We start from the raw sequence: 14,148 nt of genomic DNA, 5'->3' as shown, positions 1-14,148 counted from the left end.
GCTGTCACTGGCTGCCCTTAGCGTTCGCCGGAGAGTGCACGATCAGCGGAGGGGGCCGCCATGACCGATGCGCAGGCCGCCGGCGAGGAGCCGGCGGACCTCACGGAGCCCGAGCGCCGGATGTGGCGGGCCTTCCGCACGGGCGCCATGTGCGACCTGAGCGCCCGCGCGGCCGTCGAGGACGATCCGCACGGCGACCGGCTGTGGGGGCCGGAGCGCAGTGTCCGCGCCGCCGTGGTGGCGCTGCTGCTGCTCCACGGGCCGCCGCCGGAGCCGGGCCGCGTGGCGTCGCTGAAGCTGCGGGGGGTGCGGGTCACGGGCCGCCTGGACCTGTCGGGCGGGACGGTGGATCCGTACGTGGAGCTGCGATCCTGCCGCTTCGACAGCGAGGTGCAGCTGTCCGAGACCCGGTTCGGGACGCTGCGGCTGGTGGACTGCGCGGTCCCCCGGCTGGACGCCTCCCGCCTGCACACCGAGGGCGATCTGCACCTGCCGCGCTGCCGGGTGGCGCGCGGGATCCGGCTGACCGACGCGCAGATCGGCACGGACCTGCTGGTCAGCCAGGCCGTCGTGCGGCGCGACGGGCGGGGCCGGGCCTTCGCGGCGGACGGGCTGTCCGTCGGGCAGGACTTCCAGGGCGAGCTGCTGGAGGCGTACGGGGAGGTGAGCCTGCGCGGGGCGAAGGTCGGGGTGTCGATGAACCTCCGCGGGGCCCGGCTGGCCAACCCGTACGGGCGGTGGGCGCTGAACGCGCCGCAGCTGACGGTGGAGCGGACGCTGTACCTGACCTCGATCGCGCTGGGCTGGGTCCCGGGCGGGCCCGGGTCCTCCACTCCCCCGTACGGCCTGGGGCAGACGCCGGCGCGGGGGCGGCGCTCCCGGCCCTTCGAGTGCCTGGGCGGGCTACGCCTGGACGACGGCCGGTTCGGCGACGCGGTGGACTTCTACGGGGCGCGGTTCGCGCCGGTCGAGGGCCGGGACGAGGGCGGGGAGGTGTCGCTGCGCCGGATCCAGACGCCGGAGCTGCGGTTCGTGGGCGAGCGGCCGGAGGGAGTGCGGGTGGTGCTGTCGGGGGCGAAGGTGGTGAAGCTGGTGGACGCCTGGACGAGCTGGCCGGGCGAGGGCGGGGTGTCGATCGAGGGGTTCGCGTACGAGGCGCTGGCGCCGCGCGGGCACTTCCCGCCGGCGCGCCGGCTGGCCTGGGTGGCGGCGGCGACCCCCGAGTACTCGCCGGAGCCGTACGAGCGGCTGGCGGCGGTGCTGCGGGCGAGCGGCGAGGACGCGGACGCGCGGGAGGTGCTGCTGGCCAAGCAGCGCAGGCGGCGGGCGACGCTGCCGCCCGCGGCGAGGGCGTGGGGGCACCTCCAGGACTGGGCGGTGGCGTACGGGTACCGGCCGGGGCGGGCGGCGCTGTGGATGGCGCTGCTGTGGGCGGCGGGGGCGGTGCTGTTCGCGGGGCACACCCCGCAGGCGATCAAGGCGGACGAGCACCCGGAGTGGAACCCCGCGCTCTACGCCCTGGACCTGCTGCTGCCGGTCATCGACCTGGGCCAGGAGGGGCACTGGAAGATGGCCGGGGCCTGGCAGTGGGGGGCGGCGGCGATGGTGCTGCTGGGCTGGATCCTGGCGACGACGGTGGCGGCGGGGGCGTCGCGGCTGCTGCGGCGCGGCTGACGCCGGCCGGGGCGGGGAACCGGGGCGGGGAACCGGGGCGGGCAAACAACCGAGGTGACAGGGTCCGCCCCGCCCCCACTACCCTTGTCGGTCGTGACCACCGTTCGCCTCCCCCTCTTCCCCCTGAACACGGTGCTGTTCCCCGGACTGGTGCTTCCGCTGAACGTCTTCGAGGAGCGTTATCGCGCCATGATGCGGGAGCTGCTGAAGACGGGCGAGGACGAGCCGCGCCGCTTCGCCGTCGTCGCGATCCGCGACGGCCGGGAGGTGGCGCCGTCCGCTCCGGGCCTGCCGGCTCCGACGTCCCTGCCCGAGCGGGGCCCGGCCGCGGGCTTCGGTCCGGACCCGCTCCAGGCGTTCCACCGGGTGGGCTGCATCGCGGACGCCGCGACGATCCGGGAGCGGGAGGACGGCGGCTTCGAGGTCCTCGCGACGGGCACGACCCGGGTCCGCCTGCTGTCGGTGGACTCCTCCGGGCCGTTCCTGGTGGCAGAGCTGGAGGAGCTCGCGGAGGACCAGGGCGACGGCGCGGGCGCGCTGGCCGACGGGGTGCTGCGGGCGTTCCGGAACTACCAGAAGCGGCTGGCGGGGGCCCGCGAGCGGACCCTGGCGACCGCGGCGGAGCTGCCCGACGAGCCGTCGGTGGTGTCGTACCTGGTCGCCGCGGCCGTGGTCCTGGACGTGCCGTCGAAGCAGCGGCTGCTCCAGGCCCCGGACACGGCGACGCGGCTCGCGGAGGAGCTGCGGCTGCTGCGCTCGGAGTCGGCGCTCATCCGGCACCTGCCGTCGCTGCCGGCGGTGGACCTGACCCGCGCGCCGACCAGCCAGAACTGACCGCGCCGCCGCTCGGCGGCGCACCGTACCGACCGGGGGAGACGTTTTTCCGATGGCGAGGAAGAAGGCCGCGGCCGCGGCGACACCGGCGATCGCCGCTCTGGCGGCGGCGGACGCGCCCTACACCGTGCACGCCTACGAGCACGATCCGGCGCACCCGTCCTACGGGCAGGAGGCCGCAGAGGCGATGGGCGTGAGTCCGGACCGGGTGTTCAAGACGCTCGTGGCGGACGTGGACGGCGCTCTGACGGTGGCGGTGGTCCCGGTGTCCGGGAGCCTGGACCTGAAGGCGCTGGCCGCGGCGGTCGGCGGCAAGCGGGCGGCGATGGCGGACCCGGCGCTGGCGGAGCGCACGACCGGCTACGTGCGGGGCGGCATCTCACCGCTCGGGCAGCGCAGGCGGCTGCGGACGGTGGTGGACGCCTCGGCGGACGCGCACCCCACCATCTGCGTGTCGGCGGGGCGGCGCGGCCTGGAGGTCGAGCTGGCGCCCGGCACGCTGGCCGGGCTGACGGGGGCGGTGCTGGCGCCGATCGCCCGCGCCTGACCGCCCCGCGGGCGGCCCGGCGGCCCGGTCAGGCGTGCGGGGGTCCCGCGGCGGCCGGCCCGGACGGCGGCTGCGGCCCGCCGCGGCCCTCGGGGCTGCGGGGCGCCTGGCCGCCGTGCGGTTCGGCGTGGGCGTACGGCGGCGGGTACACGGCCGCCCCGGCGGGCTCGGCGCCCGCCTCGTGCGGGTCCGGGTCCTGCGGCCCCCATACGGCGATGAGCCCCAGGTAGGCGGCGAGCGCGGCCATCGGCCAGGCCAGCAGCGCCCCGTGGGCGAGGAGCTGGAGCGGCGCGTCGAAGGGGACGCCCTTGCCCGCCTGCGCGGCGGAGGCGGCGATGTCGGCCGGGGGTCCCAGCCGGAGCCCGGCCCGCCAGCCCAGCAGGGAGGCGAAGCAGGAGCCGATCCCGAGGCCGATGGCCTGGGCGACGCCGCCGCGGCGCCGCCACAGGAACACCAGGACCGCGCTCAGCACCCCGAGCCCGACGCCGAGCAGCAGGAACGTGCCGTCGGCGCCCACCCGGGCTTCGCTCTCGGTGTTCCGCAGGAAGACGGCCTCGCCGTTGGAAACGTACTGCGTGCGCGGCGCGAGCCAGGCCCAGAGCACGGCGAGGAGGGCGCCGGCCGCACCGGTGGCCAGCGCGATGGCGGCCGCGTCCCGGATGTCCGCGAGAGCGGTGCCCGCGGAGCCGCCCGGCGCGCGGGGCGGCGACGGCGGTTCGACGGGGGGCGGCGTGGTCACGGCTTCGGTCACCCCCACATCGTGCCAGGTGCGGCGGCCGGAGGCGGAACCGGAACCGGAGTCACCGGACGGCGGCCCGCCGGTACGCCCATGTCGCGGCGGACAGGGACAGGACGCCCACGGCCGCGCACACCCCGAGGTCGAGGCAGACGGCCGCCCAGTCCGGGTGGGGGGAGAAGGTCCGGGCGAACGCCTCCACCCCGTACGTGGACGGCAGCAGGTCCCGCGCCCACACGATCACGGCGGGCATCCGCTCCGGCGGCAGCACCCCCAGCAGCAGCGCCGCCGACATGCCGAGCTGCCCGGCCAGCGTGGCGAGCTCCTGCCGCGGGGCGAGCAGCCCGAGGGCCGCGCCCAGTCCGGCGAGCGCCGCCCCGGCCAGGGGGACGACCGCGGCGAGGATCCACAGGCCGCCCATCGGCAGCCCGAACAGCAGGCACCCGATGACGGCGGTCACGAGGGTGCCGGGGAGGGTGAAGGAGGCGTACGCGGCGGCCGCGCCCAGCACCACCGAGGCGGGCGGGACGGGCAGCGTGGCGTAGTGGTCGAGCCCGCCGCCGGCCCGCAGCTGGCCGAAGTACTGGGCCAGCAGGTTGAGCGCGACGAACGCGACGACCAGGACGGACGAGCCGGCCACGACGGCCCGCGCCTCCGACCCGCCGTCGACGACGCCCCGCATCAGGACCATGATGCCGACGGACTGGAAGGTGGCGACGAACAGCAGCGGGATCCGCGCGACGCGGGCCCGCGACAGCTGCGCCCGGTACACGGCGGCCAGCGACGGCAGGAACCGGGCCCGCGGGGCGGGCGTGCCGAGGAGGACGGAAGCGGCGGCGCTCACGACTTCACCAGACCCTTCGCGGTACGCCCGCCCAGCGCGAGGTAGACGTCCTCCAGGCTCGGGGTCGCCAGGGTGAAGTCGTCGAGGGCGGCGAACGCCGGCCCGCCGGTGACGGCCGCGACCGCGGCGCGCGCCTCGTCCGGGGTGAGCCGCAGCACCCACCGGCGGCCGGACTCGGCCGCGGCGCCGGCCAGGGCGGCGACGGCGGGGACGTCGAGGGGCGGCGCGGTGCGCCACACGAGTTCGAGGCGGACCTCGTCGGAGACGCGGGCCTTGAGCGCTGCGGGCGTGTCGCAGGCGATGACCCTGCCCTGGTCGATGACGGCGACCCGGTCGAGGACGGTCTCGGCCTCGATGACGTTGTGGGTGACCAGGACGACGGTGGCGCCGTGCTCGGCGCGCCGCCGGTCCACGGCGGCCCAGACGGCGCGCCGGGCGACGGGGTCCATGCCGGTCGTGGGCTCGTCCAGGACGAGCACCGGCCGTTCGCCGACGAGGGCGGCGGCGAAGCAGGCGAGCCGCCGCTGGCCGCCGGAGAGCTTCTTCAGGGGGCGTCCGGCGATCGGGGCCAGCCCGAGCTCGTCCAGGACGGCGTCGCGGGCGGCGCGCGCGGAGCGCAGGTCGAGGCCGCGCAGCCGGGCGGTGGTCTCGGCGGCCAGGGAGACGGTGAGCTCGTCGAGGGCGGTGGACTCCTGGCCGAGGTAGGCGAGGAGGCGGGAGGCGAGCTCGGGGCGGCGGACGATGTCGTGGCCGAGCAGGGTCACGGAGCCGGCGTCCGGCCGCAGCAGCCCGGTCAGCTGGCGGACCAGGGTGGACTTGCCGGCGCCGTTGGGGCCGAGCAGCCCGAAGACCTCGCCGCGCCGCACGTCGAGGCAGACGCCGTCGGTGGCGCGGGTCTCGGGCAGGGCGGGTGCGCCGCGCCGGCCGCGGACCGCGGGATACGTCTTGACAAGGTCACGCACCGCGCAGACCACGCCGTCGGCCGCTGCCGTGCCGCTGCCGCCCTGCGGTCTCGCTGGTGCTGTGCCCGTACTCACGAGGGAGCAGCCTACGCGGCTCCGGGCCCTACTCGGGCGCCGGGGTCGCCGGGTGGCCCGGCACGGCGGCCGGCGGGGCGGCGACGCGGTCGGCCGCGGCGCGTACGTCGATCTCCCTCCAGAAGCCCGCCCGGATGGCGTAGCGGTCGTGCTCGTCGATCTGGTCGTCCTTGTGGGCGAGCAGTCCGAAGCGGGCGGCGTAGCGCAGGAGCTCGCCGTCGATGCGGTGCGGGATCCGCGGGTACATGGTGGCGAGCTTGTGGAGGTGGACGGCCTCGGGGAGGCGCTCCATCCAGCGCCGGGCGAAGACCTGGCCGACCTCGAAGGGGTCGCCGCCGACGGTGGTGATGTCCTCCTCCCGGTCGGCCCAGCGCTGCTCGGCGCTGGTGAGCTGGGCGAGGGTGGGCAGGGAGGCGGTCTCGGCGGGCTCGCCGAGGGGCCCGGCCCGGTCGATCCAGCCCCGGTCGGAGGACCAGCGCAGGGCGCTGGCCGGGGAGGGTGCGGGGGCGCCGGAGGGGCTCTGGTGGCCGGTGGCGCGCAGGGCGCCGGCGAGGTCCTTGGGGGTGGGTACGGGCTTCCCGCCGGCGGCGGGTGCGGGTACGGGGGCCGCGGCGCCCCGGGGTTCGGCGGGCGTATCGGCGGTGCCGGCGGCGCCGGAGCTGCGGGCCGCCTCGGCGAGGGCGGCCTCCGGTAGCGGGGCGGAGAGGATGGCGGCGATCTCGGGCCGGGGAGCGGGCGGCGGGGGGCACAGCCCGGCGAGGTCCTTGGCGCGGACGGCCCGGGTGATCCAGGCCCGGTCGAGGACGCGCCGCTCGTCGGCCTCGGCGACGAGGTCCTCGGACTGGTTGTAGTCGCCGTCGGCGGCCTGGACGGCCCACAGGTGGACGGCGACGCCGTGCTCCTTGGCGGACATCAGGCCGGGCAGCAGGTCGCCGTCGCCGGTGACGAGGACGATGTCGGAGCAGGCGCGGTTGCGGGCCAGTTCGGTGAGCTCCGCGTGCATGGCGGCGTCGACGCCCTTCTGGGCCCAGCGGCCGTCGCTGCGGGTCAGGGCGCCCAGGCGGACGGTGACGCGGGGCATGACGCGCAGCCGCCGGTGCTCGGGCTGCGGCACCCGGTCGGGTGCGCCGTCGAACCAGTAGATGCGCAGCAGGGGCTGCCGGGTGTCGGCTTCGGCGCGTTCGCGCAGCGCCTGGATGAGGGCGGCGTGGTCGACGGTGATGCGGGAGCGGGAGGGCTCGCCCGCGAGAAGGCTGGCGGCGGCGCCCAGCAGGTAGCCGGCGTCCACCAGGACGACGCAGCGGTCCACGCGTTCCACCTCTTCCGTGGGGGGTCCTCGGGCTTTCTCGGGTTTCCCCGAGTCTGCCCGACAGCACGGGGCTTGACGGCCGGAACTCGATCATCGGCGTGGCGGAAGGGGTACCTCTGTCCGGTTGTGCGGCGAAAGATCCACAATGCGGGGTCTGTGGCGCTGTGTGAGTGTGAATGCGGTCCTGGCCCCTAGACCCTCACGGAGGTTCCACCATGGCCAAGAACAAGAACCAGAAGACCCCCGCCAAGCAGCCGTCGCGGTCGTCCGGTCCGGAGGCCTCGCGCAGCACGGCGGATTCGCCGGCCGAGGCGCACTCCCCGGCGCCCAGCCCGATGGACTTGGCGCGCAAGGGCAAGCAGAGGCGCTTCGGCCACAACTGACGCCGCGCGGCGACGCGTACGCGCGAAGGGCGCGCCCGGACTTCCGGGCGCGCCCTTCGCGGCGCTGCATCGGCCCTGCGGGCTATCCGGCGAGGCAGGACGGCCCGAGGAGGACCTTCAGGTCGCCGAAGAGGGCGGGGTCGGGCTGGACCCGGTGCCGGTCCAGGCGCAGCACGGTGGTGCTGCGGGGGCCCTGGAGCTTGATCCGCACCTCGGTGTTGCCCTTGTGGTGCCGGAGGATCTCGCCCAGCCGGGTGACCATCGGAGGGGTGACCTTGACGGTGGGGATGGTCAGGACGACGGGGGCGTTGGTCCCGGCGGAGGACAGGTCGGGGACCATCAGCTCCATGGCGACGAGCCGGGGCACGTCCTCGCGCTTGTCGAGGCGGCCCTTGACGAAGACGACGGCGTCCTCGACGAGCTGGGTGGAGACGAGCTGGTAGGTGGCGGGGAAGAACATGCACTCGATGGAGCCGGCCAGGTCCTCGACGGTGGCGATGGCCCAGGCGTTGCCCTGCTTGGTCATCTTGCGCTGGAGGCCCGAGATGATGCCGCCGATGGTGACGACGGCGCCGTCGGAGTGCTCGCCGCCGGTGAGCTGGGAGATCCCGGCGTCCGTCTTGTCGGACAGGACGTGCTCCAGGCCGAAGAGCGGGTGGTCGGAGACGTAGAGGCCGAGCATCTCGCGCTCCTGGGCGAGCAGGTAGGACTTCTCCCACTCGACGTCGGAGAACTCGACGTCGAGGCCGAAGCCGGGCTGGCCGCTGTCCTCGTCGCCCATGCCGCCGAAGAGGTCGAACTGGCCCTCGGCCTCCTTGCGCTTGACCGCCACCACGTTGTCGATCATGGGTTCGTGCTGGGCGACGAGGCCCTTGCGGGTGTGGCCCATCTCGTCGAAGGCGCCGGCCTTGATCAGCGACTCGATGGTGCGCTTGTTGCAGACGACGGCTTCGACCTTGTCGAGGAAGTCGGGGAAGGAGGAGAACTTCCCCTTCGACTTGCGGGTCTTGATGATCGAGTCGACGACGTTCTGGCCGACGTTGCGGACGGCGGTGAGGCCGAAGAGGATCACGTCGTCGCCCTGGGCGGCGAAGTTCGACTCGGACTCGTTCACGTTCGGCGGGAGCACCTTGATGCCCATGCGGCGGCACTCGTTCAGGTAGACGGCGGACTTGTCCTTGTCGTCCTTGACCGAGGTGAGCAGGCCCGCCATGTACTCGGCAGGGTGGTTGGCCTTGAGGTAGGCGGTCCAGTAGGAGACGAGGCCGTACGCGGCCGAGTGGGCCTTGTTGAAGGCGTAGCCGGCGAAGGGGACCAGGACGTCCCAGAGGGCCTGGATCGCCTCGTCGCTGTAGCCGTTCTTCCGGGCGCCGGCCTGGAAGATCGTGAAGTTCTTGGCCAGCTCCTCGGGCTTCTTCTTGCCCATGACGCGGCGGAGGATGTCGGCCTCGCCGAGCGAGTAGCCGGCGATGATCTGCGCGGCCTTCTGCACCTGCTCCTGGTAGACGATCAGGCCGTAGGTGACCGCGAGGACCTCTTCGAGCGGCTTCTCCAGCTCGGGGTGGATCGGGGTGATCTCCTGCTGGCCGTTCTTGCGCAGGGCGTAGTTGGTATGCGAGTTCATGCCCATCGGGCCCGGCCGGTAGAGCGCGGACACGGCGGAGATGTCTTCGAAGTTGTCGGGCTTCATCAGGCGCAGCAGCGAGCGCATGGGGCCGCCGTCGAACTGGAAGACGCCGAGGGTGTCGCCGCGCTGGAGGAGCTCGAAGGTCTTGGGGTCGTCGAGCGGGAGGGCCAGGAGGTCGATGTCGATCCCCTTGTTGGCCTTCACCATCTTGACGGCGTCGTCCATGATCGTGAGGTTGCGCAGGCCGAGGAAGTCCATCTTCAGCAGGCCGAGCGCCTCGCAGCTCGGGTAGTCCCACTGGGTGATGGTGACGCCGTCCGTGTGCCGCACCCAGACGGGGACGTGGTCGGTGATCCTCTCGCTGGACATGATCACGCCGGCGGCGTGCACGCCCATCTGGCGGACCAGGCCCTCGACGCCGCGCGCGGTGTCGATGACCTTCTTCACGTCCGGCTCGTTCTCGTACATCGCGCGGACCTCGCCGGCCTCGGAGTACCGGGGGTGGGCGGGGTCGGTGATGCCGGAGAGCGGGATGCCCTTGCCGAGGACGTCGGCGGGCATGGCCTTGGTGATGCGGTCGCCCATGGCGTAGGGGTAGCCGAGGACGCGCGCGGAGTCCTTGATCGCGTTCTTGGCCTTGATCGTGCCGTAGGTGCCGATCATGGCGACCTTGTCCTGGCCGTACTTCTCCGTGACGTACCGGATCACCTCGACGCGCCTGCGCTCGTCGAAGTCGATGTCGACGTCGGGCATGGAGATGCGCTCGGGGTTGAGGAAGCGCTCGAAGATCAGGCCGTGGGGGATGGGGTCGAGGTCGGTGATGCCGAGCGCGTACGCGACGATCGAGCCGGCCGCGGAGCCTCGGCCGGGGCCGACCGCGATGCCCTGGTTCTTGGCCCACATGATGAAGTCGGCGACCACGAGGAAGTAGCCGGGGAAGCCCATCGAGATGATCGTGTCCATCTCGTACTCGACCTGCTTCATGCGGTCCTCGGGGATGCCGCCGGGGAAGCGGCGGTGCATCCCGCGCATGGTCTCCTCGCGGAACCAGGTGACCTCGGTGTAGCCCTCGGGGATGTCGAACTTGGGCATGAGGTTCCGGAACTGGAACATGCCCTCGGTGTCGACCTGCTCGGCGACCAGCAGCGTGTTGGCGCAGCCCTCCTGCCAGGCGTCCGAGGAGTCGATGGCGTACATCTCCTCGGTGGACTTCAGGTAGTAGCCCGTGCCGTCGAACTTGAAGCGGTCGGGGTCGGAGAGGTTCTTGCCGGTCTGGATGCAGAGCAGGGCGTCGTGGGCGCCGGCCTCGTGCGCGTACGTGTAGTGGGAGTCGTTCGTCACCAGTGGCGGGATGCCGAGCTTCCTGCCGATCTCCAGCAGGCCGTCGCGGACCCGGCGCTCGATCTCGATGCCGTGGTCCATCAGCTCCAGGAAGTAGCGGCCCTCGCCGAAGATGTCCTTGTAGTCGGACGCCGCCTTGATCGCCTCGTCGAACTGGCCGAGCCGGAGCCGGGTCTGCACCTCGCCCGAGGGGCAGCCGGTGGAGGCGATCAGGCCCTCGGACCACTGGGAGATGGTCTCCTTGTCCATACGGGGCCACTTGGTCAGCCAGCCCTCGGCGTAGGCGTCGGAGGAGAGCCGGAAGAGGTTGTGGAGGCCGGTGTTGTTCGCCGCCCAGATCGTCTTGTGGGTGTAGCCGCCGGAGCCGGAGACGTCGTCCCGCTTCTGGTGCGGCTGGCCCCAGGTGATGCGGCGCTTGTTGCGCCGGGACTCGGGGGCGACGTACGCCTCGATGCCGATGATCGGGGTGACCCCGGCCTTCTGCGCGGAGTGGAAGAAGTCGTAGGCGCCGTGCAGGTTGCCGTGGTCGGACATGGCGATGTGCGTCATGCCCATTTCATTGCAGGCGTTGAACATGTCCTTGAGCCGCGCGGCACCGTCCAGCAGCGAGTACTGGGTGTGGACGTGCAGGTGCGTGAACGGCGTCTTGGCCACGGCGCTGTACTCCTGGGGTGGGGCTCGGGACAGAGGGGGGCAGCTTCGAATCCTACGTCCCGCGGGGGACACATTCCGGGCGGCGGGCGGTACGGTCGGGCGTTGCAGAACCGGGGGCTCCGCTCCCGCGTCCAGTCGGTCGGAACCCGTACCAGCCCGTGCACCAGGAGGAACCCGCCATGGCGGTCCCCGAGACGACGAACGAACAGCGCGCCGAGCAGATACTCGACGTCTTCGGCACCGCCTTCGGTGAGCTCCTCGCCGCGGACCCCGCGGCCTTCCAGGTCAAGTTCCGCAGGATGGCCGCCTCCGCCTTCGCCTTCTACCGCGGCACGGCCTGCCTCTTCTACGCCGACCTGGAGCACGAGTGGGCCGGGCGGGCCGGCGGGGGCCGGCGCCCCTACCTGGACGACCGGACGGGCCGCGTCTGGATCCACGGCGACCTCCACGCCGAGAACTTCGGCACGTACATGGACGCCAACGGCCGCCTGGTCTTCAACGTCAACGACTTCGACGAGGCCTACGTGGGCCCGTTCACCTGGGACCTGAAGCGGTTCGCGGCCTCCGTCGCCCTGATCGGCTACACCAAGGCCCTCAGCGACACCCAGATCAGCGACCTGGTGCGGGTGTACGCGGCCGCCTACCGGGAGCGGATCGGCGTGCTGGCCGCCGGCCCCGCCGACGACGAGGCCCCCTCCTTCACCCTGGACACCTCGCGGGGCCCGCTGCTGGCGGCCCTGCGCGCGGCCCGCTCCCGGACCCGCTTCGGCCTGCTGGAGTCGATGACGGAGATCCGCGACCACGAGCGGTGCTTCGCCCCGGGCGGCGGCACCGTGGAGCTGGACGCGGCGACCCGGTACAAGGTGCTGTCCGCGTTCGACGCCTACCTGGAGACGCTGCCCGACGAATCGCTGGTGCGCCCGGACTCCTACCGCGTCAAGGACGTCGTGGGCCGGCGGGGCGTGGGCATCGGCTCGGCCGGCCTGCCCTCCTACAACATCCTGCTGGAGGGGCACAGCGACGCCCTGGAGAACGACGTCGTGATCTACCTCAAGCAGGCGCAGACCCCGGCCGTCTCCCGGCACGTCACGGACCGGGCGGTCCGTGACTCCTTCCGGCACGAGGGGCACCGCACGGTGATCTCCCAGCGTGCCCTCCAGGCGCACGCGGACCCGTGGCTTGGCTGGACCGAGCTGGACGGGGCCGGGCAGCTGGTGGCCGAGGTCTCGCCGTACGCGGTGGACCTGGACTGGTCCGACCTGGACGACCCGGAGGAGATCGCGGCGGTGGTCGCCGACCTGGGCCGCGCGACGGCGACGATGCACGCCTCGGCGGACGAGGCCGGCAGCGGGCACACCCTGGTGCCGTTCTCCACCGAGCGGGCCATCGACGCGGCGATCGCCGCCGACGAGGAGGGCTTCCCGGAGCTGCTCGTGGACTTCGCGCACGCCTACGGGGCCCGGGCCCGCGCCGACCACCAGATCTTCGTCGACCTCTTCCGCAACGGCCGGATCCGGCCGTAGGGGCTCTCCCCGCGCGAAGCCCGGGGCACGGTTTCACAGGGAGTCGTGGCAGACTCGCCGCGATGGAGATGTCAGGGGCAGGACCGAGGGCGCTGCGCGTCGCGCTGTTCAGCGCGCTCGTCGTGCTGCTCTCGGCCGGCTCGCACGTGCTGATGTCCCGGGTGCCGCTGCCGCCGGTGCTCGCGGCCGGGGCCTTCGCGGCCGTCTTCGTGATCGCCTGGCCGCTGGCGGGCCGCGAGCGGGGCCTCGGCCCCATCGCCGCCCTGCTCGTGCCGCTGGAACTGGCCGCCGACACCGTCTTCACCGCCGGCCAGCACGTCTGCTACGGCCCGGCCGGCGGGCCCGTCTCCGGCCCGCTGCGCGCGCTCGGCCTGCACGAGCTGTGCGGGGGCGAGCCGCTCGGCGGACCGCTGGCCGAAGTCTCCGACGCCGCCGACCCGGCCGCCCTGCTGGCCTCGCCCGGCCCGTGGACCCCGTGGCTGCTGCTCGGCGCCCACGTCTGCGTCGGCCTGCTGGCCGCGGCCTGGCTGCGGCACGGCGAGCGGGCCCTGGCGCAGCTGCTGCGGGCGGCGGCCGCCTCGGCGTTCCGGCCGCTGCTGCTGGCCGCGGCGTCGGCGGCGTCGGTGCGGGCCGCCCGGCCCGGGCGCGGGCCGCGGCCCGACCGGGCCGGCCGCGGCGCCCGCACCCGCTTCCCCGTCCATTCCGTGGGGCTCAGGGGGCCTCCCGTGCGCGGCGCGCTCACGCGCGCCTGACCCCGTACGGCACGTCCCTTCACCTACACGCACCACACCCCACGGAGAACACCATGAGCGCACGCAACAGCCAGGCGAACAAGGCGGCGGCCCGCGAGCGGCTGCGCGCCGAGCGCGAGAAGCAGGCGAAGAAGGCGAAGGTCCGCCGCCAGGCGACGGTCGCGGGCGCGGTCGTCGCCGCCCTCGCGCTGGCCGGCGGGATCGGCTACATGGTCGTCCAGGCCAACCAGCCCGACGAGTGGGAGAAGGCGGCGACGGCGCCGCTGACCGCCCCGAAGAACACCTCGGGCGAGAACGGCACGACCGTCGTCCTCGGCAAGGCCGACGCGAAGAAGACCCTGGAGCTGTACGAGGACGCCCGCTGCCCGGTCTGCTCGCAGTTCGAGCAGGGCGTCGGCCCGCAGATAAAGAAGGACCTCGACGCCGGCAAGTACAAGCTGCAGTTCGTCGGCGCGACGTTCCTGGACAAGGGCCTGGGCGGCAGCGGCTCGAAGAACGCGCTGAGCGCGCTCGGCGCCGCCCTGAACGTCGGCCCCGAGGCGTTCCTGGAGTACAAGACCGCCCTGTACGCCAAGGAGAACCACCCGGAGGAGCGGGACGACAAGTTCAGCGACGACGCCTACCTGCTGAAGATCGCCGACCAGGTGCCGGCGCTCAAGGGGAACGCAGAGTTCAAGAAGGCCGTCGAGGAGGGCACCTTCAACCGCTGGGCGGTCGAGCTGTCCAAGGAGTTCGACAAGGCCGGTGTGAAGGGCACCCCCGCGCTGAAGATGGACGGCAAGGAGATCGGCCTGAAGATGACGGCGGAGGAGTTCACGGCCGCCGTGGACAAGGCGATCGCGGGCTGATACGGGGCGTCCCCGCGGCCGGCCGCGGGGGCGCCGGAC

12 protein-coding genes are annotated in these 14,148 nt (G+C 73.6%); 7 read left to right on the top strand and 5 right to left on the bottom strand.

Annotation, left to right across the window (positions count from 1 at the left end; translation table 11 throughout):
- Window positions 1-60: 60 nt before the first annotated feature.
- The 3 genes from ACZ462_RS20170 (at window position 61) to ybaK (ending at window position 3,055) form a co-directional block, all read left to right on the top strand.
- Complete coding sequence (locus tag ACZ462_RS20170; protein ID WP_467809020.1) at window positions 61-1,674, top strand: oxidoreductase; 1,614 nt, start codon at window positions 61-63, stop codon at window positions 1,672-1,674.
- A 93-nt stretch (window positions 1,675-1,767) separates the two neighbouring features.
- Window positions 1,768-2,508: an LON peptidase substrate-binding domain-containing protein gene (locus ACZ462_RS20165; RefSeq protein WP_467809019.1), complete on the top strand. Its 741-nt coding sequence runs from the start codon at window positions 1,768-1,770 to the stop codon at window positions 2,506-2,508.
- A gap of 52 nt (window positions 2,509-2,560) precedes the next feature.
- Window positions 2,561-3,055, top strand: coding sequence for a Cys-tRNA(Pro) deacylase (gene ybaK / locus ACZ462_RS20160; protein WP_467809018.1), 495 nt, complete (start codon window positions 2,561-2,563; stop codon window positions 3,053-3,055).
- Window positions 3,056-3,083: 28 nt separating this feature from the next.
- On the opposite strand, the gene ACZ462_RS20155 is transcribed toward ybaK, so the two are convergent.
- The 4 genes from ACZ462_RS20155 to ACZ462_RS20140 are packed head-to-tail and all read right to left on the bottom strand — an operon-like array spanning window position 3,084 to window position 6,990.
- Window positions 3,084-3,806 (bottom strand): hypothetical protein, encoded by a 723-nt coding sequence (locus ACZ462_RS20155; RefSeq protein WP_467809017.1) that lies wholly within the window; start codon window positions 3,804-3,806, stop codon window positions 3,084-3,086.
- 49 nt (window positions 3,807-3,855) lie between these two features.
- A complete protein-coding gene (locus ACZ462_RS20150; RefSeq protein ID WP_467809016.1) occupies window positions 3,856-4,635 on the bottom strand; it encodes an ABC transporter permease in 780 nt (259 codons plus the stop codon).
- Window positions 4,632-5,672: an ABC transporter ATP-binding protein gene (locus ACZ462_RS20145; protein WP_467809015.1), complete on the bottom strand. Its 1,041-nt coding sequence runs from the start codon at window positions 5,670-5,672 to the stop codon at window positions 4,632-4,634. The genes ACZ462_RS20150 and ACZ462_RS20145 overlap by 4 nt, the downstream gene beginning before the upstream one ends.
- A gap of 28 nt (window positions 5,673-5,700) precedes the next feature.
- Window positions 5,701-6,990 (bottom strand): NYN domain-containing protein, encoded by a 1,290-nt coding sequence (locus tag ACZ462_RS20140; protein WP_467809014.1) that lies wholly within the window; start codon window positions 6,988-6,990, stop codon window positions 5,701-5,703.
- A 206-nt stretch (window positions 6,991-7,196) separates the two neighbouring features.
- On the opposite strand from ACZ462_RS20140, the gene ACZ462_RS20135 reads away from it, so the two are divergent.
- A complete protein-coding gene (locus ACZ462_RS20135) occupies window positions 7,197-7,364 on the top strand; it encodes a hypothetical protein (protein WP_467809013.1) in 168 nt (55 codons plus the stop codon).
- Window positions 7,365-7,446: 82 nt separating this feature from the next.
- Here ACZ462_RS20135 and dnaE read toward each other — a convergent pair whose 3' ends face one another.
- The gene (gene dnaE, locus ACZ462_RS20130; RefSeq protein ID WP_467809011.1) at window positions 7,447-10,986 is read right to left on the bottom strand and encodes a DNA polymerase III subunit alpha; all 3,540 of its coding nucleotides are present in this window, start codon (window positions 10,984-10,986) and stop codon (window positions 7,447-7,449) included.
- A 179-nt stretch (window positions 10,987-11,165) separates the two neighbouring features.
- On the opposite strand from dnaE, the gene ACZ462_RS20125 reads away from it, so the two are divergent.
- The 3 genes from ACZ462_RS20125 to ACZ462_RS20115 all read left to right on the top strand — a co-directional run bounded on the left by ACZ462_RS20125 (window position 11,166) and on the right by ACZ462_RS20115 (window position 14,109).
- Window positions 11,166-12,509, top strand: coding sequence for a DUF2252 domain-containing protein (locus ACZ462_RS20125; RefSeq protein WP_467809010.1), 1,344 nt, complete (start codon window positions 11,166-11,168; stop codon window positions 12,507-12,509).
- A 62-nt stretch (window positions 12,510-12,571) separates the two neighbouring features.
- Window positions 12,572-13,261 carry a hypothetical protein gene (locus ACZ462_RS20120; RefSeq protein ID WP_467809009.1) on the top strand — a complete coding sequence of 230 codons (690 nt, stop codon included), beginning with the start codon at window positions 12,572-12,574 and terminating at the stop codon, window positions 13,259-13,261.
- Between the two features lie 53 nt (window positions 13,262-13,314).
- Window positions 13,315-14,109: a thioredoxin domain-containing protein gene (locus ACZ462_RS20115; protein ID WP_467809008.1), complete on the top strand. Its 795-nt coding sequence runs from the start codon at window positions 13,315-13,317 to the stop codon at window positions 14,107-14,109.
- Window positions 14,110-14,148: the final 39 nt, after the last annotated feature.

The organism is Streptomyces sp. NPDC031121 (genome assembly GCF_055570615.1).
The sequence above is the reverse complement of the archived record's forward strand: the minus strand, read 5'-3'. Positions and strand labels throughout refer to the sequence as shown.